17 protein-coding genes and 2 riboswitches are annotated in these 23997 nt (G+C 65.3%); of the genes, 6 read left to right on the forward strand and 11 right to left on the reverse strand.

Annotated elements, in window-relative coordinates; genetic code table 11:
* Nucleotides 1-49: 49 nt before the first annotated feature.
* From WBR68_RS13680 to gcvP, 5 genes are all read left to right on the forward strand, one after another.
* Entirely contained in the window at nt 50-664 is a 615-nt protein-coding gene (locus WBR68_RS13680; protein WP_230694525.1) for a superoxide dismutase, read from the forward strand.
* A 29-nt stretch (nt 665-693) separates the two neighbouring features.
* Complete coding sequence (locus WBR68_RS13685; RefSeq protein ID WP_127185803.1) at nt 694-1587, forward strand: ZIP family metal transporter; 894 nt, start codon at nt 694-696, stop codon at nt 1585-1587.
* Nucleotides 1588-1702: 115 nt separating this feature from the next.
* A riboswitch (glycine riboswitch) is annotated at nt 1703-1798 on the forward strand.
* Between the two features lie 33 nt (nt 1799-1831).
* Nucleotides 1832-1955: riboswitch (glycine riboswitch) on the forward strand.
* A 91-nt stretch (nt 1956-2046) separates the two neighbouring features.
* Nucleotides 2047-3147, forward strand: a complete 1101-nt coding sequence (gcvT, locus tag WBR68_RS13690) for a glycine cleavage system aminomethyltransferase GcvT (protein ID WP_230694526.1) — start codon at nt 2047-2049, stop codon at nt 3145-3147.
* Nucleotides 3148-3249: 102 nt separating this feature from the next.
* Entirely contained in the window at nt 3250-3627 is a 378-nt protein-coding gene (gcvH, locus tag WBR68_RS13695) for a glycine cleavage system protein GcvH (protein ID WP_050448093.1), read from the forward strand.
* Between the two features lie 75 nt (nt 3628-3702).
* Nucleotides 3703-6576, forward strand: a complete 2874-nt coding sequence (gcvP, locus tag WBR68_RS13700; RefSeq protein ID WP_230694527.1) for an aminomethyl-transferring glycine dehydrogenase — start codon at nt 3703-3705, stop codon at nt 6574-6576.
* 97 nt (nt 6577-6673) lie between these two features.
* Here gcvP and WBR68_RS13705 read toward each other — a convergent pair whose 3' ends face one another.
* The 10 genes from WBR68_RS13705 to WBR68_RS13750 form a co-directional block, all read right to left on the reverse strand.
* Nucleotides 6674-8635: a DUF945 family protein gene (locus tag WBR68_RS13705; RefSeq protein ID WP_230694528.1), complete on the reverse strand. Its 1962-nt coding sequence runs from the start codon at nt 8633-8635 to the stop codon at nt 6674-6676.
* A gap of 263 nt (nt 8636-8898) precedes the next feature.
* A complete protein-coding gene (locus WBR68_RS13710; RefSeq protein ID WP_230694529.1) occupies nt 8899-10374 on the reverse strand; it encodes a M81 family metallopeptidase in 1476 nt (491 codons plus the stop codon).
* Nucleotides 10375-10404: 30 nt separating this feature from the next.
* Nucleotides 10405-11814: an amidase gene (locus WBR68_RS13715; protein ID WP_230694530.1), complete on the reverse strand. Its 1410-nt coding sequence runs from the start codon at nt 11812-11814 to the stop codon at nt 10405-10407.
* Between the two features lie 70 nt (nt 11815-11884).
* The gene (locus tag WBR68_RS13720) at nt 11885-13576 is read right to left on the reverse strand and encodes an ABC transporter ATP-binding protein (RefSeq protein ID WP_230694531.1); all 1692 of its coding nucleotides are present in this window, start codon (nt 13574-13576) and stop codon (nt 11885-11887) included.
* Between the two features lie 5 nt (nt 13577-13581).
* Nucleotides 13582-14487 carry an ABC transporter permease gene (locus WBR68_RS13725; protein WP_127185798.1) on the reverse strand — a complete coding sequence of 302 codons (906 nt, stop codon included), beginning with the start codon at nt 14485-14487 and terminating at the stop codon, nt 13582-13584.
* Between the two features lie 9 nt (nt 14488-14496).
* Nucleotides 14497-15438 carry an ABC transporter permease gene (locus tag WBR68_RS13730; RefSeq protein ID WP_050448086.1) on the reverse strand — a complete coding sequence of 314 codons (942 nt, stop codon included), beginning with the start codon at nt 15436-15438 and terminating at the stop codon, nt 14497-14499.
* A gap of 27 nt (nt 15439-15465) precedes the next feature.
* The gene (locus WBR68_RS13735; RefSeq protein ID WP_050448085.1) at nt 15466-17031 is read right to left on the reverse strand and encodes an ABC transporter substrate-binding protein; all 1566 of its coding nucleotides are present in this window, start codon (nt 17029-17031) and stop codon (nt 15466-15468) included.
* A gap of 81 nt (nt 17032-17112) precedes the next feature.
* Nucleotides 17113-18621, reverse strand: coding sequence for a M81 family metallopeptidase (locus tag WBR68_RS13740; protein ID WP_050448084.1), 1509 nt, complete (start codon nt 18619-18621; stop codon nt 17113-17115).
* Between the two features lie 140 nt (nt 18622-18761).
* Nucleotides 18762-20255, reverse strand: coding sequence for a CoA-acylating methylmalonate-semialdehyde dehydrogenase (locus tag WBR68_RS13745; protein ID WP_050448083.1), 1494 nt, complete (start codon nt 20253-20255; stop codon nt 18762-18764).
* Between the two features lie 115 nt (nt 20256-20370).
* On the reverse strand, nt 20371-21696 hold the full coding sequence (locus tag WBR68_RS13750; RefSeq protein ID WP_230694532.1) for an aspartate aminotransferase family protein: 1326 nt from the start codon (nt 21694-21696) through the stop codon (nt 20371-20373).
* 164 nt (nt 21697-21860) lie between these two features.
* Between WBR68_RS13750 and WBR68_RS13755 the strand changes: the two genes are divergently transcribed.
* Nucleotides 21861-23279: an aminotransferase-like domain-containing protein gene (locus WBR68_RS13755; RefSeq protein WP_050448081.1), complete on the forward strand. Its 1419-nt coding sequence runs from the start codon at nt 21861-21863 to the stop codon at nt 23277-23279.
* A 216-nt stretch (nt 23280-23495) separates the two neighbouring features.
* Here the strand turns inward: WBR68_RS13755 and WBR68_RS13760 are convergent, their stop codons facing one another.
* Nucleotides 23496-23978 (reverse strand): dihydrofolate reductase, encoded by a 483-nt coding sequence (locus WBR68_RS13760; RefSeq protein ID WP_127185795.1) that lies wholly within the window; start codon nt 23976-23978, stop codon nt 23496-23498.
* Nucleotides 23979-23997 lie beyond the last annotated feature (19 nt).

The following is a 23997-nucleotide window of genomic DNA, read 5'->3' on the forward strand; positions in this document are numbered from 1 at the left end:
TTCGACTGGCGCCTTTCGATGCAAAGGCACCTGTCCCACGGAGACATGCATGCCCTATACCCTTCCGACGCTGCCCTACGCCTATGACGCCCTGGAGCCTCACATCGACGCGATGACGATGGAGATCCACTACAGCAAGCATCATCAAACCTATGTCACCAGCCTGAACGCGGCGCTGGATGGCGCGGGCATCAGCACGGAAGAGCCTGTTGAAGCCCTGGTCGCGCGCCTGGACCAATTGCCCGAAGCCATACGCGGCGCGGTGCGCAACCATGGCGGCGGGCACGCCAACCACAGCTTGTTCTGGTCCGTCATGTCGCCCGAAGGCGGCGGTGAGCCTGATGGCGCGCTGGCCGCCGCCATCGATGCCGAACTGGGCGGCATGGCTGCTTTCCGCGAGGCCTTCACCAAAGCCGCCCTGACCCGCTTTGGCAGCGGCTGGGCCTGGCTTTCGGTCACGCCCGCCGGCAAGCTGGTGGTGGAAAGCAGCGCCAACCAGGACAGTCCGCTGATGCAGGGCAACACCCCGATCCTGGGTCTGGACGTCTGGGAACACGCCTATTACCTCAAGTACCAAAACCGTCGTCCTGAATACATAGGCGCCTTTTACAATGTCGTGAATTGGTCCGAAGTGGCTCGCCGCTATGCGGCTGCGAAGGGCTAAGCCCGCTCTGTGACGGAGGCAGCCGCCCCATGAACACCTTCAGTCGTCATCGCGTGCGTCCCGCGGCCACCAGCATCAGTGTCTGGACGCTGGCGGTCTTGGTGTCATGCCTGGCTTTGCACCAGTTGTGGGCTTATCTGGATGTGCGCGCGCCGCACGTAGCTGACGCCTTGCTGGGCGGCCTGGTGGCCGCCGCCGCCACCGCGCTGGGCACCTTGCCCATTCTGTTCGCCCGCACCATTCCGCAAAAGGTCCAGGACAGCATGTTCGGCTTCGGCGCTGGCGTCATGCTGGCGGCCTGCGCGTTTTCGCTGGTGGCTCCGGGCATCGCGGCGGCCGAAAGCCAGGGCATGGGCCCATGGGGCGCGGGGCTGACGGTGGGGGCGGCCATTCTGTTGGGCGCCGCCGTGCTGCTCATCATGGACCGCACGCTGCCGCACGAACACTTCATCAAGGGGCGCGAAGGCATCGAGTCGCGCCGCATTCGTCGGGCCTGGCTGTTCGTCATCGCCATCACCCTGCATAACCTGCCCGAAGGCCTGGCCATCGGGGTCGGCTTTGCGGGCGGCGATCCGGTGGCCGGCACCGCGCTGGCTACCGGCATCGCCATCCAGGACGTTCCCGAAGGGTTGGTCGTGGCGGTGGCGTTGCTGGCAGCCGGCTACACGCGAACCTTCGCCGTGGCGCTGGGGATGTTGTCGGGGCTGGTCGAGCCGCTGGGCGCCGTGCTGGGCGCCGCCATCGTGGGCTGGTCGGCGATGCTGCTGCCCTGGGGTCTGGGCTTCGCGGCTGGCGCCATGCTGTTTGTCATCAGCCATGAAATCATTCCCGAATCGCACCGCAAGGGGCACGAGGTCTATGCCACCTGCGGGCTGATGCTGGGCTTTGTGCTGATGATGCTGCTGGACACGGCGCTGGGATAGCCTCCGCTGGCGTCAAGCCGAGCGCGGCTTCCTGGCAGTGGTTTGCCAAGGGGGCGAGCCCCGAAATCGCGCTTTTCCGGGGCTGGTTTTCGTTGTATGCTTGGCGCCGCTGTCACGCATGTTTGCGGGAGAGAGCGGCCGTTTCAGTGGGCCGCCGCCGAAGGCGCAATTCGCCCAGAATCGCTCAGGTAACCGATACCGCACATGCTTGCCCCGTCCCGGTTTTTACCGTGTGGATGCGGCAAAACAGTACTCTGGAGAGACCTGGCGCCGCCCCGAATTCGGGACACAGCGAGCAGCCCAGGCGCCGAAGGTGCAAACCCGCCACGCGCGGGGCAACTCTCAGGCAAAAGGACAGAGGGGCGGAAGATTCAGCCGATGCCGTGCGGGCGCAGTCCGCTTGTCACGACCGGCATTCCGTAACCCTGGCAAAGCATTGCCGTCCCGGAGTTCTCGCGCATGTCCGCAACCCTCAAACGCACCCCGCTGGCCGACGAACACATCGCTTCCGGCGCCCGAATGGTCGATTTCGGCGGCTGGGACATGCCCTTGGCCTACGGCTCGCAGCTTGAAGAGCACCACGCGGTGCGCCAGGACGCCGGCATGTTCGATGTGTCGCACATGCTGAATGTCGATGTCGCTGGCCCGGACGCCTTCGCCTTCCTGCAACGCCTGGTCGCCAATGACGTCGCCAAGCTGACCGTGCCCGGCAAGGCGCTGTATTCCTGCATGCTGAACCCGCAGGGCGGCGTTATCGACGACCTGATCATCTATTTCTTCGCCGCCGACGAATGGCGCGTGGTGGTCAACGCCGGCACCGCCGACAAAGACGTGGCCTGGATGCAGCGCGTGAAGCAGGCCGGCAATTTTGACGTTGCCATCACCCCGCGCCGCGACCTGGCCATGGTGGCCGTGCAGGGCCCCAACGCCCGCGCCAAGGTCTGGGCCGCGCGCCCGGCCTGGCAGGCCGCTACCGAACCCCTGACTCCCTTCGTCGCCGCCCGCGTGGGCGACGACACGCTGGTTGCTCGCACCGGCTACACCGGCGAAGACGGCTTTGAAATCGTCCTGCCCGCCGCCGACGTCGTGCAACTGTGGCGCGACCTTGCCGCCCAGGGCGTGCGCCCGGCGGGTCTGGGCGCGCGTGACACGCTGCGCCTGGAAGCCGGCATGAACCTGTACGGCCAAGACATGGACGAGCTGACCCAGCCCGACCAGGCCGGCCTGACCTGGACCGTGTCCTTGAAGAACGCCGAGCGCCGCTTCATCGGCCGCGACGCGCTAGAACAATTCGCCACCCCCGCCGCCTTTGTCGGCCTGAAGCTGCAAGAGCGCGGCGTGATGCGCGCCCACATGGCTGTGCGCACACCCGCCGGCACGGGCGAACTCACCAGCGGCACCATGTCGCCCACGCTGGGCGTGTCGATCGGCTTTGCCCGCCTGCCGCAAGGCGTGCGTCCGGGCGATACGGTCGAAGTCGATATCCGTGGCAAATGGGTGCCCGCCCTGGTCTGCAAGCTGCCTTTTGTTCGTAACGGCAAAGCCGTCGAACACTCGTAAACTCGAAGCTTCGCGCGACCGGCCGCCTGCCCAGACGCACGCGGCGTTCGCGCGAGGCGCGCAACACCATTCATCTACCCCGTATTCCCTAGAGGATTTCCCATGAGCCTGCCCACCGATCGCAAGTACACCCCGTCCCACGAATGGGTCAAAGCTGAAGGCGACGTGTTCGTCGTCGGCATCACCGACACCGCCCAGGACCAATTGGGCGACCTGGTTTTCGTTGGCGACGTGAATGTCGGCGCCAAGCTGAAGGCGGGCGAAACCGCCGGCGTGGTCGAGTCGGTCAAGGCCGCTTCCGACATCTACGCGCCGGTCGACGGTGAAATCGTCGCTTTCAATGACGAACTGGAAAACAACCCCAGCCTGATCAACGAATCGGCCTTCACCACCTGGATCTTCAAGATCAAGCCGGTCAACGCCGCCGACGCCGACAAGCTGCTGGACGCCGCCGGCTACGAAGCCGTCGCCAACGGTTAAGCCGGTTCGAGCCGGGCGCGCCGTCCTCGTGGCGCGCCCGGCTCGCGAAATGCACCACCACCCCGAGATCTCTCCATGTCGCGCGCCCTAGACACCCATACCGACTTCATCCCCCGCCACATCGGCCCGTCCGACGCCGACCAGGCCGCCATGCTCCAAGTGATTGGCAGCGTCAGCCTGGACGCCCTGATCGACGAAGTCGTGCCCGCCAAGATCCGCAGCCAGGCCCCGCTGGCGCTGCCGCCCTCGCGCAGCGAAACCGACGTGCTGGCCGAGCTGAAGCAGATTGCCGGCCGCAACAAGGTCTTTCGCAACTACATCGGCCAGGGGTACTACGGCACGCAGACGCCCAACGTCGTACTGCGCAACATTCTTGAGAACCCCGCCTGGTACACGGCCTACACGCCGTATCAGCCGGAGATCTCGCAAGGGCGTCTTGAAGCGCTCTTGAACTACCAGACCATGGTCGCCGACCTGACCGGGCTGGACATCTCCAACGCCTCGCTGCTGGACGAAAGCACCGCCGCCGCCGAAGCCATGACGCTGGCTCGCCGTGGCGCCAAGTCGCAGAGCCCGGTGTTCTTCATTTCGCGCCACGTGCATCCGCAGACCATCGAAGTCGTGCGTACGCGCGCCGAAGGCCTGGGGCTGGAAATCGCCGTGGGTGACGAGGCCGAAGGCCTGCCCGAGTGCTTTGGCGTGCTGCTGCAATACCCGCACAGCACCGGTTCCGTGTCCGACTACCGCAAGCTGGCGGAAGCCGCCCACGCGCAAGGCGCCGTGGTGGCGTGCGCCACCGACCTGCTGGCGCTGGCCCTGTTGGCCGCCCCGGGCGAGTGGGGCGCGGACATCGCCATCGGTTCGGCGCAACGCTTTGGCGTGCCGTTCGGCTTTGGTGGCCCGCACGCCGGCTTCATGGCCTGCAAGGATTCCTTCAAGCGCAACATGGCCGGCCGTTTGGTCGGCGTGTCGAAAGACGCGCAAGGCAACCCGGCGATGCGCCTGGCGCTGCAAACGCGCGAACAGCACATCCGCCGCGAGAAGGCCACGTCCAACATCTGCACGGCGCAAGTGCTGCTGGCCGTGATGGCCGGCATGTACGCCGTGTGGCATGGTCCGGAAGGCATCCGCCGCATCGCCCAGCGCGTGCAGCGCAGCACCGCCATCCTGCGTGGTGAACTGATCAAGCTGGGCGTGAAGGTGGTCAACGACACCTTCTTCGACACGCTGTTGCTGGAAACGGGCGCCGCCACCCCGGCCATCCTGACCGCCGCCGAGTGCGAGCACATCAACCTGCGCCGCGTCGATGGCGCCCGCCTGGCAGTGTCGCTGGACGAAACCGTCACTGTTGACGATCTGCAAGCGCTGGTCAACGTGTTCGCCGCCGGCCTGGAACGCGACGACGTCGAGCTCGACATCGACGCGCTGGACGCGGCCGCCGCCAGCGGCATTCCCGCATCCGTCGTGCGCGAAAGCGCCATCCTGAAGCACCCGGTTTTCTCCAGCGTGCAATCCGAAACCGACATGCTGCGCTACCTGCGCAAGCTGGCCGACAAGGACCTGGCGCTGGACCGCACGATGATCCCGCTGGGTTCGTGCACCATGAAGCTGAACGCCACGGCCGAGATGATCCCCATCACCTGGCCCGAGTTCGCGCTGATCCACCCGTTTGCGCCCGCCTCGCAAAGCCAGGGCTACAACGAACTGATCGACCGCCTGTCGGCTGCGCTGTGCGAAATCACCGGCTACGACAACATCAGCCTGCAACCCAATTCGGGCGCGCAGGGCGAATACGCCGGCCTGCTGGCCATCCGCGGCTACCACCAGGCCAACGGCCAGCATCAGCGCAACGTCTGCCTGATCCCGGCTTCGGCCCACGGCACCAACCCCGCGTCGGCCCAACTGGCCGGCATGGACGTGGTGGTGGTGGCGTCTGACTCCAACGGCAACGTTGATCTTTCCGACCTGCGCGCCAAGATCGAACAGGTGGGCGACAAGCTCGCCGCGCTGATGATCACCTACCCGTCCACGCACGGCGTGTTCGAGGAAGCCGTCACCGAAATCTGCGACCTGGTCCACCAGGCCGGCGGCCAGGTGTATCTGGACGGCGCCAACATGAACGCCATGGTGGGCGTGGCCCAGCCGGGCAAGTTCGGCTCCGACGTATCGCACCTGAACCTGCACAAGACCTTCTGCATTCCGCATGGCGGCGGCGGCCCCGGCGTGGGCCCCGTGGCGGTGCGCGCGCATCTGGCGCCGTACCTGCCGGGCGTGGTGAACGAGCAGGGCAAGCTGCCCGGCGACGCCAAGGTTGGCCCGGTCTCGGCCGCGCCGTTCGGCTCGGCCGGCATCCTGCCGATTCCGTTCGTGTACATCGCGCTGATGGGCGCAGACGGCCTGCGCCGCGCCACCGAAGTGGCCATCCTGAACGCCAACTACATCGCCACCCGCCTGCGCGACCACTACCCGGTGCTGTACGCGGGCCGCAATGGCCGCGTGGCGCACGAGTGCATCCTGGACGTGCGCCCGCTGAAGGAAACCAGCGGCATCAGCGCCGAAGACATCGCCAAGCGGCTGATGGACTACGGCTTCCACGCGCCCACCATGAGCTTCCCGGTGGCGGGCACGCTGATGGTCGAGCCCACGGAATCCGAGGGCGTGGCCGAGCTTGACCGCTTCATCGACGCCATGATCTCCATCCGCGAGGAAATCGCCCAGGTTGAGCGTGGTGAGCGTGACCGCGACGACAACGTGCTGAAGAACGCGCCGCACACCGCGCAGATGCTGCTGGCCGAAGAATGGCTGCACGACTACCCGCGCCAGCAGGCCGCCTACCCGGTGGCGTCGCTGCGCGAGGCCAAGTACTGGCCGCCGGTAGCCCGTGTGGACAACGCCTACGGCGACCGCAACCTGGTCTGCGCCTGCCTGCCGATCGAAGCCTACGCGTAACGCATGGCGAGCCGGGCGCTTGGCGCCCGGCGATAAAAAAGCCTCCATCGCAAGATGGAGGCTTTTTGCTGGGCGTTTGCCCTGATGGCTATCAGGCTTACTTGGCCGGCGCTGCCTGCGCCGCCGTGTTGAAGTCTTCGGCGATGCTGATGAAGGTATTCAGCAGGATCTGCAGGTTGTCCTTGCCGATGCCGCCTTCCGCGTTCATGTCCATCTGCAGCACGGCCTGGTTCTTGTCGTCCAGATAGGCACGCGTCCAGCGGTATTCCTGGTTCCAGCTATTGATGGCCTTCAGCGGCATCGGCTTCTTGGTCTGGTACGTGGCCGTCATGACCAGGTCCAGGCACTTTTCGGTGAAGTCGTTGCACAGGAATTCCAGGCGCAGCTCGCTGGCGCCGGTGTTGCCGGCATCCAGCAACAGCACGGGGCCTTCGTCGCCATCCAGCTTGTTGGCGGTGATGCCCATGTCGTCCAGCAGGCTGCTGACCGTGTCCAGGCTGAAATCCTGCATCACGCCGACGGCGGGCGTCGCATCCGCGGCAGGTTCTTCCTGGCCCATGTCCGGCATCGGTTCGTCGTCAAAGTCGTCCATGCCGCCGCCCATGCCGGTTGCACCCAGCAGGCCGCTGAACAGTTCTTCGGCGGGAATTTCCTTGCCGTTCAAGTTGCCCATGCCGTCAGCGAAGGTGAACTTGCCGACGATGTTGTCGCCGTCGTTCTTGCCCACGTTGAGCATCTCGGCCATGCCGGACATCTGGCGCACGCTTTCCGCCGCGCCTTCGGCGGCCTTCTCGGGCGTCAGGCCTTCTTTCTTGATCGCGTACTGCGTCGCCAGGTCCTGCACCATCGGCTTGGAGATGATGAGCGTGGCGTCGATGCGCTTGATGGCCTGGACGGCGATCTCTTGCGGCGTCAGGTTCTTCACGTCGGGCGGGTTGGCCAGGTCCAGCGTGAAGTTCAGCTTGCTTTCGCCCTTGGCGGTTTTCCAGCTGATGGGGTCGATACTGAACGACGGGTTACCCGCCAACAGCTTGCCGGCGGCGTCCAGCATGGTCTGGACCTGCTCGTCCTTCAGGCCTTCGTCTTCAGCATGCCCCATGAGTTGGCGCAGCATCTGGTTGTAGGTGTCGGACAGTTGCTTGACGGCCTGGCCGTCCAGTTTGGCCAGCTTGATCACGGCCTGGCCGTTGCCCAACGCCACGTCGTTAACGGTCATGTCGCCCGTTTGATAGGTGGCTTGAACGTTGATGGCCTTGTCGTCTTCGGACAGCTTCACGCCATAGCCGAAGTTGTCCAGCGACAGCTTGACGTCGTCGCCCGGGCGGGTGACGTCGACGCGCTTGATCTTCAGATCGGAGTCGCCCATGGACACGCCGAACTTGCCCATGCGGCTGTTGACGTCCATCGTCATGCCGGTGATGGCCATGACGACCGGGTCGTTGCTCTTCGTGCCGTCGATGGCCAGCTTGTCCATCACGCCGTGCGCGGTGACGGCTTCCAGCGTACGGTCGAACGTGCCGGTGATCAGCATGCCGCTGAAGTCGATCGAATTGCCGTCCACGGCCGTCGACACCGGCGCAATCTTCGATGTGGAGCTGGTGGTGCCGCTGTAGCTGATCATGGCGTCGCTGACCAGGGGGGAGACGTCCTTGGTCAGGGCGAACACTTCCTTCAGGTTGTCCGTCTTGGCGATTTCAGCGTGCACGAAAGCCAGCTTGGGCGCCAGGGCGCCGCGCGACAGGGCGGTCTTGGGGAAGGGGCCGTGTTCAATGACCGCGTCGAACTCAATCATGCCGGCGGGCATGTCGTCCAGGCTCTTGTCGTTCTTCACCAGCGACAGGCCGTAGCGTGCCTGGGTCGAGAACAGGCTGCGCTCGTACTTGAGCTGGTCAATGCGAAACCCGAACAACGGCGTCAGCTTGGCCAGCTTTTCGTTGGCTTCGGCCAGATGGCGTTGCGAGCTTTCCTCAATGCGTTTGCCGGTATACCAAGTGGCGCCTATCCAGCTTCCCGCTCCCACTATGACCACGCCGAGGGTGATCGCTACGCTCTTTTTCATCGTTTTGCTTCTTCGTTGATTGTCGAGTCATACCCGGCAGGCAAGGCACTGAGCCATCGCGCCGTGGTTACCCACGCGCGGCTGCCGGCGTATACGTATTCATCGGCCTGTAAGGGCCCGCGGCGGAGTATACCGACGCGAAGGGACACATGACCGTGCGCACAGTTACGGGAGGTTTCAAAATGAAAGGCCAGCGATCAACGCTGGCCTTTTTGTCGACAATTCCGCGGTTATCGCGTGGGTTCAGTTGTTTTTAGCGTGATTTACAGCGGGTCCAAAGGGTAGATCGGGCGGCGCACGTTCTTGAATTCAAGCTGGCTGTAGTCGGATGTGGTCACGCCCACGCCGGTGCATTCGATGACTTCTGTCGCCATGTCGGAAAAACCCGCGCGCCAGTGCACCCGGCTTTTCAATACGACATAGCGCTTTTGCAGCGGGTCGATGCCGGCCGACAGCAGGCAGTTGATGTCAAAGGGTTCCTGGTGACGCGACACCACCACGATCTCGACCCGACCGGTGTCGATGACGACGGTCAGGCCCGTGTCGTTGCGCACGCCCCGGTACATGGGGCCCCGGTTCAGGTAGACGCCGTCAAACACCAGCTTGACGCGGCCCGTCACTTCCAGCGGTTCGCTCGGCTGCTTGATGGCGGGCATGGCCAGCTTGCCGCCCAGCTTGATCGTGATGGTCTTGCCCACGCCCGCGGCGGCAGCTTCGTTCGCCGCGTCCGGGTCGCAGATGGCGTAGAACACCACGTTGTCCAGTTCCTGACGCAGCACTTCGGCCAGCACGGCGGTGGTGTCCATGGTGCCGCCCGAGCCGGTGTTGTCGAAGTGGTCCAGCAACACGACGGGGCCTTGTTCGATCTGCTTGGCGCGCGCGATGGTGGGTTCCAGCGGCTCGGGGTGGAACACCCAGTCGGCGCGGCCCGTCCAGGCGCGTTCCAGCAGTTCGTCGCGGTACTTGTCGGCCTCGGCCAGGTTGCCGTCCGTACAGACGACGGCGCTCAAGCCGGCTTCGCGGATGTCGGCGTGCGGAAAGCCCACGAAGACCGACGCCGCCAGCACGCCGCCCGCTTCCAGTTCCTTGCAGCGCTCCTGCAAGGGCTTGTTGGGCGCGGCGTGCGTGCCCTGGCACATGATGTGCGGCAGCATGGGCTTGTTGGCCCAGCTCATGACGGGTTTGATTTCACCCTTGAGCGTGCGGACGATGACGTTGGCCGCGCGCACGCCGGCGTCGCGGATGTCCACGTGTGGATAGGTGTGAAAGCCGCTGATGACGGTGGCGTTGTGGACGATGTCGTCGTAGATGTTGGCGTGCATGTCCAGCGTGACCGCCACGGGCGTGGTCGGGTCGATTTCACGCAGGCGGCGCAGCAGGTCGCCTTCCGCGTCTTCCACGCCTTCGGCGACCATGGCGCCGTGCAGGTCCAGCAAGATGGCGTCAAAGCCGCCCAGCTTGACCTGGTCCAGCACCAGCTTGCACAGGCGTTCGTGGGTGTCGGCACTGGTGGGGCCGCTGGGCCAGGACTCGGCGGCCACGGGCACCACGATTTCCGCGCCCTCGCGGCGGGCCACTTCGATATACCCGCCCAGCCCGCTGTCGGTGTTTTCGTAGGCCTTGATGGCGCGTTCGCCAGCCAGGATTTCAGGACTGCCGCGGAAAAAGCGTTCCAGCGGGGTCGGCACGGGCGAATAGGTATTCGTCTCGTGCTTGATCATTGCCAAGAGCCAACGCATGGGAATTCCTGTGGAAAGGGTAGGGGAAGCTCAGTTCGTCTTGGGGGGCTGCGGCCACGGCTGCTGCGCGGGGCGCATCTGTTCCCACGCGCGTGCCACGCGCAACACGCCCAGGTCGTCAAAGCGCGCCCCGGCAATTTGCAGGCCAATTGGCAGGCCCGCTCGGGTGTAGCCGCAGTTGACGGACGCGGCGGGCTGTTCGCTCATGTTGAAGGGCAGCGTGAAGCCGATGTGATGCATGGTCGTGGCCACTTCATTGGTGGGCGACGGCCATTCGGCGTTGTACGCCACCACCGGCGCCACGGGCGACAGCACGTAGTCGAAAGGCGCGCAGGCGGCCACGGTCTTGGCGCGCACGTTCAGCGTTTCGTAGTAGCTCTTGAACACGGCTTCGCCGCTCTGGCCGCCGCCGCTTTCCGCCCAGGCGCGGATGAACGGCAGGATCTTGGCTCGGCGGGCTTCAGGTAGCGCGGCCAGGTCTATGTACGATCGCGTGCGCCAGAAGCGGTCCACGCCTTCCAGCATGTCGGGCGTCATCCACGGCAGCATGGGCGTGACGATGGCGCCCGCCGCCTCGAAGGCTTGCGCGGCGGCTTGCACGGCGTCGCGCACTTCCGGGTCCAGCGGCAGGCCGCAGCCGGCGTCCATCAGCAGGCCGATGCGCAGGCCCTTGACGTCTTGCGCCAGGTTGAGCCAGTCAAAGTCCTGGAAGGGCAGGCTCATGTGGTCGCGCGCGTCGGGCTGCGACAGCACGCCCATCATCAGCGCGGCGTCGGTGATGGTGCGCGTCATGGGGCCGGCGCAACGGCCCATGAAGGGCGGGTCGATAGGGATGCGGCCCAGGCTGGGTTTCAGCGTGGCAATCCCGCACCAGGCGGCCGGCAGGCGCACCGAACCGCCGATGTCGGTGCCGATGTGCAAGGGGCCATAGCCCGCCGCGGCCGCCGCGCCCGCGCCGGCGCTGGAGCCGCCCGGGTTCTTCGTCAGGTCCCAGGGGTTGCGGGTCAGCTCATGAAAGCTGGACAGGCCCGAGGACAGCATGCCGAAGTCGGGCATGGTGGTCTTGCCCAGCAGCACCGCGCCCGCTTCACGCATGCGGGCGGCGGGCGGCGCGTCGGCAGCCGCCGGGGTCAGCTCGGTGGCGGCGGTGCCCAGGGGCACGGGCGTGCCGCGCGTGGCGATGTTTTCCTTGATGGTGGCGGGCACGCCGTCCAGCGAATAGCCGCCGGCCGATTGCGGCTCGCCCTTCATCCAGCGGGCCTCCGAGGCGCGGGCCATCTCCAGCGCGCCGTCGGGGTCCAGCGCATAGGTGGCCTTCAGGTGCGGTTCCCAGCGCTCGATGTGTTCGAGCACGGAGCGCGTGGCTTCGACCGGCGACAGGGTCTTGTCGCGATACGCCTGCAGCAGTTCCTGGGCGGACAATTCATGCGGTTGTGACATCTGGGTTCCAGTGTTGCAAAGGAAGGCAATTCGGGTGATCAGGACATCAGCACATCAGCACACCAGCGCATCAGGATGCGGCGGCTTGCGCCAGCGTGGTGGCCACGGGCTGGAAGTTGCGGAAGTCCCAGTCGCGCCCCGGGGCCGCGTCGATCAAGGTGCGCGTGTACTCATGCCGAGGGTCGGTCAGCACGGTTTCGGCCGAGCCGGTTTCAACGACCTTGCCGCGCTGCATGACCATGATGGTGTCGCAAATCTGCGCGGCCACGCGCAAGTCGTGGGTGATGAACAGCACGCCGACGCCCGTGCGTTGACGCACCTGTTCCAGCAGTTCCAGCACCTGCGCCTGCACGGATACGTCCAGCGCCGACACGGCTTCGTCGGCCACCAGGATTTCCGGGTCCATCACCAGCGCGCGCGCGATGCAGATGCGCTGGCGTTGGCCACCAGAGAACTGATGCGGGTAGCGGCGCATGGCGTCGGGGCTCATGCCCACCACGGTCAGCGTTTCGCCCGCGCGCTTCACGGCCTGGTCGCGCGGCATGCCGAAGTTGAGCAGGCCTTCGATGATGGATTCACCCACCGTGCGGCGCGGGTTCAGCGACCGGTAGGGGTCCTGGAACACAATCTGAATGCGGCGGCGCACCGGGCGCAAGGCCGAGCCGGACAGCGTGCTGAGGTCTTCGCCGCCCATCATCATGTGGCCGGCCGTGGGTTCGATCAGACGCACGATGCAACGCGCCACCGTGGACTTGCCCGAACCGGATTCGCCCACGATGCCCAGGATTTCACCCTTGCGCAGCGTCAGGTTCACGTCGGACGCGGCTATGACGTTCTGCGCGGCCGTGCGGGAGAACAGCGAGCTTTTGCCGGCATAGGTGCGGCCCAGGCCCTTGACGTGCAGCACCGACTGGCCGTCGGGCGCGTCACGCCGGTTGGGCACCAGGCTGGGCACGGACGACACCAGGCGCCGCGTGTAGGACTGCTTGGGTTCGGCCAGGATTTCGTTGCGCGTGCCGCTTTCGATCAGGTCGCCGCGGTTCATCACCACGATGCGATCCGAAATCTCGGCCACCACGCCGAAGTCGTGCGTGATGAACAGCACCGCCGTCTTGTGCTTGACCTGCAGTTCCTTGATCAGCGCCAGAATCTGCTTTTGTGTGGTCACGTCCAGCGCGGTCGTGGGTTCGTCTGCGATCAGCAGCTTGGGTTCCAGGATCAGCGCCATCGCGATCACGATGCGCTGGCGCTGGCCGCCCGACAACTGATGCGGGTAAGCCTCGAATATGCGTTCGACATCCGGCAGGTGCACCGACTGGAACATGTCCAGCACCTTGGCGCGGCGTTCGGCGGCGCTCATGCCCTTGCGGTGCAGGCGCAGCACTTCGTCCACCTGCTTGCCCACGGTGTGCACGGGGTTAAGCGCCGTCATGGGTTCCTGGAACACCATGGCCATGCGGGTCGCGCGCATTTCGCGCAGCCGTCGCTGCGACGCGGTGGCCACGTCTTCGCCTTCCACGCGGATGGATCCCGCGCTGATCGACAGGACGCCGGGTGGCAACAGGCCCATCACGGCCAGCGACGTGACCGATTTGCCGGAGCCGGATTCGCCAACCACGCACACGGTTTCACCAGCGTGCACGTCCAGGCTGAGGTTGCGCACGACGCGGTTGCCCGCGCCGGCCACTTCCACCGACAGGTTGCGAATGGCCAGGATGGCGGACGAGGTGTCGCCCGCGGGGGGAGTAGGGGAGTAGGTCATCGGCATCAGATCCTGCGCACCATTTTCGGGTCCAGCGCGTCGCGCAGGGCGTCACCCAGGATGTTCACGCTAAGCACCGTCAGCGACAGGAACAGGCCGGGAAAGAGAATCAGGCCGGGCAGCATGCGGAAGTACATGCGGCCTTCGGACATGATGTTGCCCCACGACGCGATCTCGGGCGGGATGCCCGCGCCAAGAAAGCTGAGGATGGCCTCGGTCAGCATGGCCGAGGCGAACACATACGTGCCTTGCACCGTCAGCGGCGCGATGGTGCTGGGCACCATGTGGCGCCACAAGAGCAGCGGCAAGGGCGTGCCCAGCGCCAGCGCGGCTTCCACATAGGGTTCGCCGCGCACCGTCAGGATCTGCCCGCGCACCAGTCGCACCACCCGGGGAATTTCCGGGATGGTGATGGCGATCAGCACAGTCATGATGCTGGCGCCGGTGACGGACACCAGGGCAATCGCCAGCAGGATGCCGGGAATCGCCATGATGGCGTCCATGGTCCGCATGATGAGCCCGTCCAGCGACCGGAACCAGCCGGCGATGACGCCGATGATCAGGCCGATGACGACGCTGACGACCGCGGCGCCCAGGCCCGCGATCAGCGAGATGCGCGCGCCGTAGGCCACGCGCGACCAGACGTCGCGGCCAAAGGCGTCGGTGCCGAACAGGAAGTCGGTAAAGGGCTGCTTCAGGCGCGAGCCCGGGTCGATGAAGGTGGGGTCCACCGTGCCCAGCAGCGGCGCGAACACGGCAATGGCGACGATGGCGACCAGCACCACCAGCGCCAGCATGACCGGCCAGCTTTTAAGGCCCTGGCGGACTTGCCGCCAGGCGGTGACGTGAGGAGTGCCGCCTCCGGGAAGGTCGGCGGCCGCTTGCGCGGCGGCATCGGTTGGCGTTTGCATGGCTCTGCCCTAGTACCTGATTCGCGGGTCGAACACCGTGTAGGCGCAATCGACAACCAGATTGATGAACACGTAGACGAACGCGAAGAACAACGTCAGGCCCTGGATGACGGGGTAGTCACGCGCCAGCACGGCTTCCACCACCAGGCGGCCCAGGCCGGGGATGTTGAACACCGATTCGGTCACGACCACGCCGCTGATCAAGAGCGCAATGCCCAGGCCCACCACCGTGGCGATGGGCACGGCGGCGTTGCGCAGCGCATGGCCAAGCAGCACGCCGGTTTCACCCAGACCCTTGGAACGCGCGGTGCGGATGAAGTCTTCACCCATGACCTCGATCACGCTGGTGCGCGTGATGCGGGCGATCAGTGCGACGTAGACCGTGGACAAGGCCAGTGACGGCAGGATGAGCCGGTGCAGATACGGCCAGAATCCCTTGGCCAGTGGCGTATAGCCCTGCACGTTGAACCAGCCCAGCTTGATGGCGAATAGCCAGATCAGCAGGTAACCCGTGACGAACACCGGCACGGAAAAGCCCAGCACTGAAAAGCCCATCACGGCGCGGTCCAGCAGCTTGCCTTGCCGCCAAGCCGCCAGGATGCCCAGCGGAATGGCCACCAGCAAGGTGAAGACCAGTGTCAGTACCGCCAGACTCATGGACGGTTCCAGACGTTGCCCAATCAGTTTGGTGACCGGCACGCCGGACATGAGTGAGGTGCCCAGATCGCCCTTCAGGAGCCTGCCGCCCCAGATGACGAACTGCTTGATGACCGGTTGGTCCAGGCCCATCGTCTGACGTATCTGGACGATACGTTCGGGCGTGGCGCCGTCGCCCGCCATGATGATGGCCGGATCACCCGGGCTGAAACGCAATATCGCGAAGACCACCACCGCGACCATCACCAGAACGGGGATGGTCGCGAGGAGCCGGCGTGAGACAAATGCCAGCATGTATTTCCCCCTGAACTGCTTGCCCCTTTAAGGAGCTTTCTTGACGTTCCAGAACGCAAAGACCGGTGCATGCACCAGGCCGGAGAGCTTGGTCGAGTAGACGGTGGGCACGGACATCTGGCCCAGCGGCACGTACAGGCCCTCGTCGATGCCGATGCGCTGCAGTTCGTCGGCAATCTTCTTCTGCTCGGCAGGGTCGGACGTCAGGGCGAATTTGGTGCGCAGCTCTTCCACCTTCGGCATGTCGGGCCAGCCGAACCAGGCGTTGTCGCCGTTGGCGGCGGCGGGCGCGGAACGCACCGGGTCCATCACGTCGGTGGCGTACCAGTTGGTGTTGTGGATGTTCCAGCCACCTTCAGCCGGCGCGGCCTTCGAGGCGCGGCGCGTGGCCACGCTTTGCCAGTCCATCGCGGCCAGGTTGACGTTGAAGCCCGCCTTGCGCAGCGCCTGGGCCATCACCACCGGCTGAGCCGACAGCGTGCCCACGTCGGTCGCGTGCATCATGAGGATGGGCGTGTTGTCGTAGCCCGCTTCCTTCAGCAGCGCCTTGGCCTTCTCGATGTTCGAGGGCACGACTATTTCCTTGCCGATATCGGATTCCATCGGCGTACCGCAGCCCCACAGCGATGCGCAGGTCTTCCAGTACTTGGGGTTGCCCACCAATGCCTTCATCACGTCTTCCTGGCCGATGGCGTACATGGCGGCCTGGCGGATCTTCTTGTTGTCGAAGGGCGGGTACTTGAAGTTGAAGCGGTACATCGTGAAGTAGCCGACCGGGCTGAGCGATTCTTCCTTCAGGTCGGGGTTGCCTTCAATCATGGGCAACAGGTCATACGGGAACTGTTCGACGAAATCGATCTCGCCGCCCAGCAGGGCGTTGGCGGTGGTCAGCGCGTCGGGCATGACGTCCCATTCCACCTTGTCCACGTTCACGACCTTGCCGCCGGCCAGGCCGCTGGCGGGTTCCTTGCGCGGCACGTAGTCAGTGTTTTTCACGTACACCGTCTTCACGCCCGGCTTGAATTCGGCAACCTTGAACGGACCCGAACCGGTCATGTCGGTGATGGGCTTGCCGATGGGCTGTTCGGCGATGCGCTTGGGCATCATGAACGGCGCGGTGCCGGTGGGCTTGGACAGGGCGCGCAGCGCCAGGTCCGTGGGTTCTTTCATGACGATGCGAAAGCTCTTGTCGTCAATGACTTCGATCTTGTCGGTGAACTTGAGCAGCGTGCGGCCCATGCCGTCGCCGGCGGCCCAGCGCTTGATGGACGCCACGCAATCCTCGGACGTGACCGGCTTGCCGTCGTGCCACTTCTGGCCGTCGCGCAAGGTCATCGTGTAGGTCTTGCCATCGGGCGAGACTTCCCACTTCTCAAGCATCTGCGGCTGGATCTTGTTGTTGGCGTCGGTGGCCAGCAAGGTGTCGTAGATCATGTAGCCGTGCCACGTCGTGATGTACGCGGTGGTGGCGTGCGGGTCGGTCAGGCGCAACGGCGAGTGCATGACGGACTTGATGACGGTTTCGGCGTAAGCGCCGTGAGCCATCATCAACGTTGCACCGGCCAGCGCGGCCGCTCGAACAAACTTGAGCATGGAGATTCCCCTTGAAGCGGTGTGAGCGGCACGGTCGGCCGCTACGTCGTTAACGCGCCGCTCGATGGCGGCGTGCGAGGGTCAGGCGGTTGCGGTCCGGCCGGAAAACACCGGTCCGCAAGGCGCCATTCTGATACCGGGACGCAACCGTGTCCATGGTTGTTTTGCCGCATCCATCAGCATGGAGCCGGGGGCGGCGCAGACCAGGATCGTTTGCGCGATGGCCGTGAAATCCGCGCGGAAATGCGCGGAGCTCTTCACGACAAGGATCGCGGCGCGCGTGGGTTCCACGCCGGCGAACCGGAACATCTCCTGGTCCGCCATCTGCACCTTGTTCGACGCGACGATGATGCGTACGCCGCCGATGCGCAGGCAGGCGCTGGGGCCCAGGTCCATGTGGAAGCCGCGATAGAACGCGCCGTGCGTATCGAAGCGTCCATCTGAAGTTTTCTCGACGATGAATTCGCTGTCCAGCGGCTCGTCGTCGGGAATACCCGAGTGTCCACCTAGTGCAATCCGTACCTTGTTTCCTACGCCCGCGCGGTGTGCGGCGAGCGCGGCGGCGGGGTCGACGATCAGGCCGATGGCGGCGTCGCGCGCATCATGGCGGATCAAGGCGCGCAGCATGCCCGTGGTGTCGGAACTGCCGCCCGCGCCGGGGTTGTCTTGCGCGTCGGCGATGACAACGGGCTTGTTGGCGTCGCGCGCGATTCGCATGGCTTCTTCCACGGCTTCATCCGGCGTGTAGAGCTTGCCGCCGAATTCGCGTTCAGCGTTCAGCACGGCGCGCGCCATTTCAGCGGCGGCGGCATCGGCTTCGGCCTGCGTCGTGCCATAGGCCCACACGGTGGGCGCGCATTCGGGAAAGTCAGCGGCGGGAAAGCCTGTGGCGAACGACAAGCTGGTGGCGCCGCGCGATTCAATCTCGCCCACTTGCGCGTACAGGCTGCGCGAGGGTTCGATGTCGGTGGACTGCCAGCACAGCGAGATCAGGTAGGGCAGGGCACGCAGCGATGCGTACGGGCGCGGCATGCCGGCCAGCCGCAGCGACAGCAGCGCGGCGGCGCGCTGCCCGGTTTCGGCCATGTCGATGTGCGGATAAGTGCGATAGCAGACCAGCGCGTCGGCGTGGCGCACCATGGCGCGCGTGACGTTGGCGTGCAGGTCCAGGCTGGCGACAACAGGCACGTCGGGGCCGACCAGGTCGCGCACGCGCTTGAGCAGTTCGCCTTCGCCGTCGTCCAGGTGTTCGGTGACCATGGCGCCATGAAGGTCCAGGTAGACGCCGTCCAGCGGCAAGGCGTCGGACAAGCCTTGCAGGATCAGCGCGCTGATGCGTTCAAAGGCGTCTTTGGTGACCGGGCCCGACGGGCTGGCCGCAGCCCAGGTGGTGGGCACAAGCGTGTGCTGGCTCATGGCTTCGATGAAGCCCGCCACGGGAATGTTGGCGCCTGCCACGGCTTGGAACATCGCGGGGCCGCTGACCAGTTTTGGCCAGCCGCCGCCTTTCTCGGCAAAATCTTCCCACGTCGCGCGCGAAGGCGCGAACGTATTGGTTTCGTGCTGAAAGCCGCCTATACCGATGCGCATCAGGCATCCCCTTGTGTTGTTTGATGTTGCTGTGTCGTGGTACTGGCCGGGCGCGGCCGAAGCCGCGCCCTATGCAAAAGCCGGGTAATGCATCCTTCTTGAATACGGTGCGATGAAAAACGTAAGGGCGCGCGCGTGGCTTACTTCGCCACGGGCATGGTGAATTCGGCGCCCTTGGCAATGCTGTCCGGCCAGCGCTGCATCACGCTCTTGTAGCGCGAGTAGAAGCGGATGCCTTCTTCGCCGTAGGCGTGGTGGTCGCCAAACAGCGAACGCTTCCAGCCGCCGAACGAATGCCAGGCCATGGGCACGGGAATCGGCACGTTGATGCCCACCATGCCCACCTTGATCTGGCGCGCGAATGCACGCGCCACGCCGCCATCCGACGTGAAGCACGCCACGCCGTTGCCGAACTCGTGTGCGTTGATCAGTTCAACCGCGCTGGCGAAGTCGGGCACGCGCACGATGCACAGCACCGGCCCGAAGATTTCTTCGCGATAGATGTTCATGGCGGGCTTGACGTTGTCGAACAGCGTGCCGCCCAGGAAATAGCCCTTTTCGTTGCCGGGCACGGTCAGGCCCCGGCCGTCCACGACCAGGTCCGCGCCCGCCGCGATGCCGTCTTCGATGTAGCCCATGACCTTGTTGCGATGCTGCGCGGTCACCAGCGGACCCATCTCGGCGTCGGCGTTCATGCCGTCCTTGACGATCAGCGCCTTCACGCGGGGAGTCAGGCGTTCGACGACCTTGTCGGCCACGTCACCCACCGCCACGGCCACCGAGATCGCCATGCAGCGTTCGCCGGCCGAGCCGTAGGCCGCGCCCATCAAGGCGTCGGTAACCTGGTCCAGATCGGCATCGGGCATGACGACCAAATGGTTCTTGGCGCCGCCCAGGGCTTGCACGCGCTTGCCGCGCTTGGTGCCTTCGGAATAGATGTACTCGGCGATGGGCGTCGAGCCCACGAACGACAGGGCTTCGACGTCGGGGTGATTGATGAGCGCATCCACGGCCAGCTTGTCGCCGTGCACCACGTTGAATACGCCAGCGGGCAGGCCGGCTTCGGTCAGCAGCTCGGCCAGGCGCAGCGAGGCCGACGGATCGCGTTCGGAAGGCTTGAGCACGAAGGTGTTGCCGCAGGCGATGGCCACGGGGAACATCCAGCACGGCACCATCATGGGGAAGTTGAACGGCGTGATGCCGGCTACCACGCCCAGGGCCTGGCGCATGCTCCAGTTGTCGATGCCGCCGCCGATCTGGTCGGAGTACTGACCCTTGAGCAGTTGCGGAATGCCGCAGGCGAATTCGACGATTTCAATGCCGCGCATGACTTCGCCCTTGGCATCCGAGAACACCTTGCCGTGTTCGCGGGTGATGAGCTCGGCCAGTTCGTCCTGGTGCTGGTCCAGCAGCGCCTTGAAGTTGAACAGGATGCGGGCGCGCTTGAGCGCGGGCGTTTCCGACCAGGCCGGGAATGCGGCCTTGGCGGCAGCCACGGCCAGCGCCACGTCTTCGTTGGACGCCAGCGGAATGGACGAGCAGATTTCGCCCGTGGCCGGATTGAAGCCGTCGGCGTAGCGGCTGCTGCGGCCATCGAAATGCTGGCCGTTGATGAAATGGGGGATCTTCTTCATGGTGCGGGGGCTTCTAGGCGGGATTCTTCAAAAACCTCTTGCGGGCGGCACAGGGCCGCCCGCAAGAGGTGTTAGTGGATGCGGCGCGACCGCAAGGGCAGCGTCATCATCGGAGTTACGCGACTTCTTTCAGGATCTTCCCGATCTGTTCGAAGATCTGGCCGATCTGGGCTTCGTCGATGATCAGCGGCGGCGATACGGCGATGATATCGCCGGTATAGCGCACCATCAGGCCGCTGTCGAAGCACTTCTGGAAGACCTCGCCAGCGCGTGCGCCCGGTGCGCCCGCGCGCGGCGACAGTTCAATGCCGGCAACCAGGCCCAGGTTGCGCACGTCGATGATGTGCGGCGCGCCCTTCAGGCTGTGCGCGGCTTCCTGGAACGCGCCCGACAACTTGCGGGCGCGGCCGAACAGGTCTTCGCGGCGGTAGATGTCCAAGGTGGCCAGGATGGCCGCGGCGGCCAGCGGGTGCGCCGAATAGGTGTAGCCGTGGAAGAATTCAATGCCGCCCGCCGGGCCGTTGACGATGGCGTCGTGGACTTCGCGCTTGACCGCGACCGCGCCGGCCGGCACGGCGGCGTTACTGACGCCCTTGGCCATGGCGATGATGTCAGGCGTGACACCGAAGAATTCGGATGCGGTGGCGGCGCCCAGACGGCCGTAGCCGGTGATGACTTCGTCAAAAATCAGCAGGATGCCGTGCTTGGAGGTAATTTCGCGCAGCTTTTCCAGATAGCCCTTGGGCGGAATCAGCACGCCGGTGGAGCCCGCCATCGGTTCGACGATCACGGCGGCGATGGTGGACGCGTCGTGCAGCGCCACGATGCGTTCCAGTTCTTCGGCCAGGTTGGCGCCCCAGGCGGGTTGGCCCTTGGAGTAGGCGTTCTGTTCCAGGTTGTGGGTGTGCGGCAGGTGGTCAACCGAGGGCAGCAACGCGCCCGAGAAGGTCTTGCGGTTGGTCGAGATGCCACCGACCGAAATGCCGCCGAAGCCCACGCCGTGATAGCCGCGTTCACGGCCGATCAGGCGGGTGCGCTGGCCCTCGCCGCGCGCGCGGTGATAAGCCAGTGCAATTTTCAGGGACGTGTCGACGGATTCGGAGCCCGAGTTCGTGAAGAAGACGCGGTCCAGCCCTTGGGGCATCAGGCTGGCGACTGCCGTGGCGGCTTCGAAGGCCAGCGGGTGGCCCAGTTGGAAGCCCGGCGCGTAGTCCATGATGCCGGCCTGGCGGGAGATGGCCTCGACGATTTCCTCGCGGCCGTGGCCGGCGTTGACGCACCACAGGCCGGCGGTGCCGTCCAGGATTTGCCGGCCATCGGCCGACGTGTAGTACATGCCTTTGGCCGTTGCCAGCATGCGCGGGTGGGCCTTGAACTGCTTGTTGGCAGTGAAGGGCATCCAGAGATGGGACAAGTCGGGCAAATTGGCGGGGGCGTTCATGGCGGCTCCAGGGAGAACGAAACGGCGGCACGGCAAGGGGAAAGGCGCTGCCGCCGGGATTCAGTTGATTCTGGTCCGTCCCACGGGGAATGAAAATATACGATCTGCGCAAAGACCGCTAACTGTATAGTTGCGGGTGCCACAACTGTACAGTTATCTTCGACGTGATTGATTTTCAGCCCAACCGTGCGCGCGGACTGGCCCCGACCCTGGTGGAGCAATTGGTCGCGGCCATTCTGCGGGCTATTGAGGAACAGACGCTGCGTCCGGGTATGTCCCTACCCTCGGTGCGCGAGTTCGCGCGCCAGTACGGCGTCAGCACCTTCACGGTGGCCAGCGCCTATAGCCGCCTGGTGTCGCTGGGTTGGCTGGCCGCGCGGCCGGGCGCGGGTTATCGGGTGGCGTCGCCGGATGCGCCGGCCCGCCGGGGCGAACCGCTGTCATGGGAACCGCCGCGCCTGAACGCCGGCTGGCTGCTGTCGGACATCTTTGCCGACCACTCCATCCCCATCAAGTCAGGCTGTGGCTGGCTGCCCGGCGAATGGCTGAATGAAGAGGGGCTGCATGTTGCCCTGCGCCACATGGGCCGGGTGCCCGCGATGCGCATCGCCAATTACGGACACCCTTACGGTTATGCGCCGCTGCGCGAAACCATCGCGGCCAGCCTCAGCGCACAAGGGATGGAGGTGGAAGCGTCACAGGTGCTGCTGACCCAAGGGGTAACGCACGGCCTGGACATGGTGATCCGCACCTTGCTGCGGCCAGGCGACACGGTGGTGGTCGAGCAGCCCGCCTACGCCAACCTGTTGCAACTGCTGCGGCTGGCGGGGCTGCGCGTGGTGTCGGTGCCGCGCACGGTGGACGGACTGGACTGCGAAGCGCTGGAGCGCGTGGCGGCGCTGCATCGGCCGCGCGCGCTGTTCATCAATACGGTGTTGCAGAATCCGTCGGGCGCCAGCATCGGCATGGCCAATGCGTTCCGCATCCTGCAAGCGGCCGAGCGGCATGGCTTGTGGGTGATTGAAGACGATATCTCGCGCGAATTGGCGCCGGGCGTGACGCCGATGCTGGCAGCGCTGGATGGCGCGCGGCGGGTGGTCTACCTGGGCGGGTATTCCAAAGTGATCAGCCCGTCGGTGCGCGTGGGGTATGTGGTGGCGCACCGTGACCTGGTTCGGGATATTGCGCGCACCAAGATGGCGGTGGGGCTGACGTCACCGGAGATCATGGAACGCATCGTGCACCAGGTAATTCGTGAAGGCCGTTATCGCGCGCACATCGCCCGCACCCGCGAACGGCTGGCCGAGGCGCATGGGGTGGTGGCCGAGCAGATGCGGCAACACGGTTTCGAGATCCATGGCCGGCCGCAAGGCGGCTTGTTCCTGTGGGCGAAGGTGGCGGGGCTATGGCGCGAGCGCGGCGCCAATGGCCTGGCGGAGCTGGCCTTGAAGGACGGCATCTGGCTGGCGCCAGGATCGTATTTTGATGTGGACGAGGCCGATACGCCCTGGGTCCGTTTCAACGTGGCGTATTCCGAGGCGCCAGCGTTGTGGCGGTTCATGCGGAATGCGGGGGCGGCGTGATGCGTGCGGCGGAAGGCGACGCGATGGGGTTCGAGGAAGGCTACATGATGGGTTTCGCGCGATTGGCCAAGGCGTTCTTCTGACGCTTGTGCCGCGCTGCACCCATCCTACGCACAGCCACCGGACTCAATCGGTAGGATGGGTGAAGCGCGGCACGGATTCACGAAGAATGCCCGTGCCTATCGCGCGAAACCCATCGACTTCCCCCCACACCCCTTACCGCTCATACACCACAAAATCATAGCCATAGCCGTTTTCCGCCGGCTGCGCTTCACGTCCCGTTTCCTTCCACTGAAACGACGGCAACAACGGAAAGAACGCGTCGCCTTCAACGTCGGCGTGCACTTCCGTTGCCAATACCCGTTGCGCCATCGGCAGTGCCTGCGCGTAGATCTGCGCGCCGCCGATCACGAAGGCTTCCTGCACGTCGCCGCAAGCGGCGATGGCGGCCTCCAGGGTCGGCACCACGGTGGCCCCGGCTGCGCTGAAGTCTGGATTGCGGCTGATGACGATATTGCTGCGGCCCGGCAGCGGGCGCCCCAGGGAATCCCAGGTCTTGCGGCCCATGATGATGGGATGGCCCAGCGTGCTGCGTTTGAAATGCGCCAGATCGCCCGGCAGCTTCCAGGGCAGGGCGTTGTCGCGTCCGATGACGCGATTGGTGGAGTAGGCGACGATCAGGGTAAGGCTGGCGGGCATGCGGGTTGGCTACGGTTGG

Origin of the sequence: Achromobacter sp. JD-1, from assembly GCF_038594925.1 — a bacterium.
Lineage (GTDB): Bacteria > Pseudomonadota > Gammaproteobacteria > Burkholderiales > Burkholderiaceae_B > Achromobacter > Achromobacter spanius_C.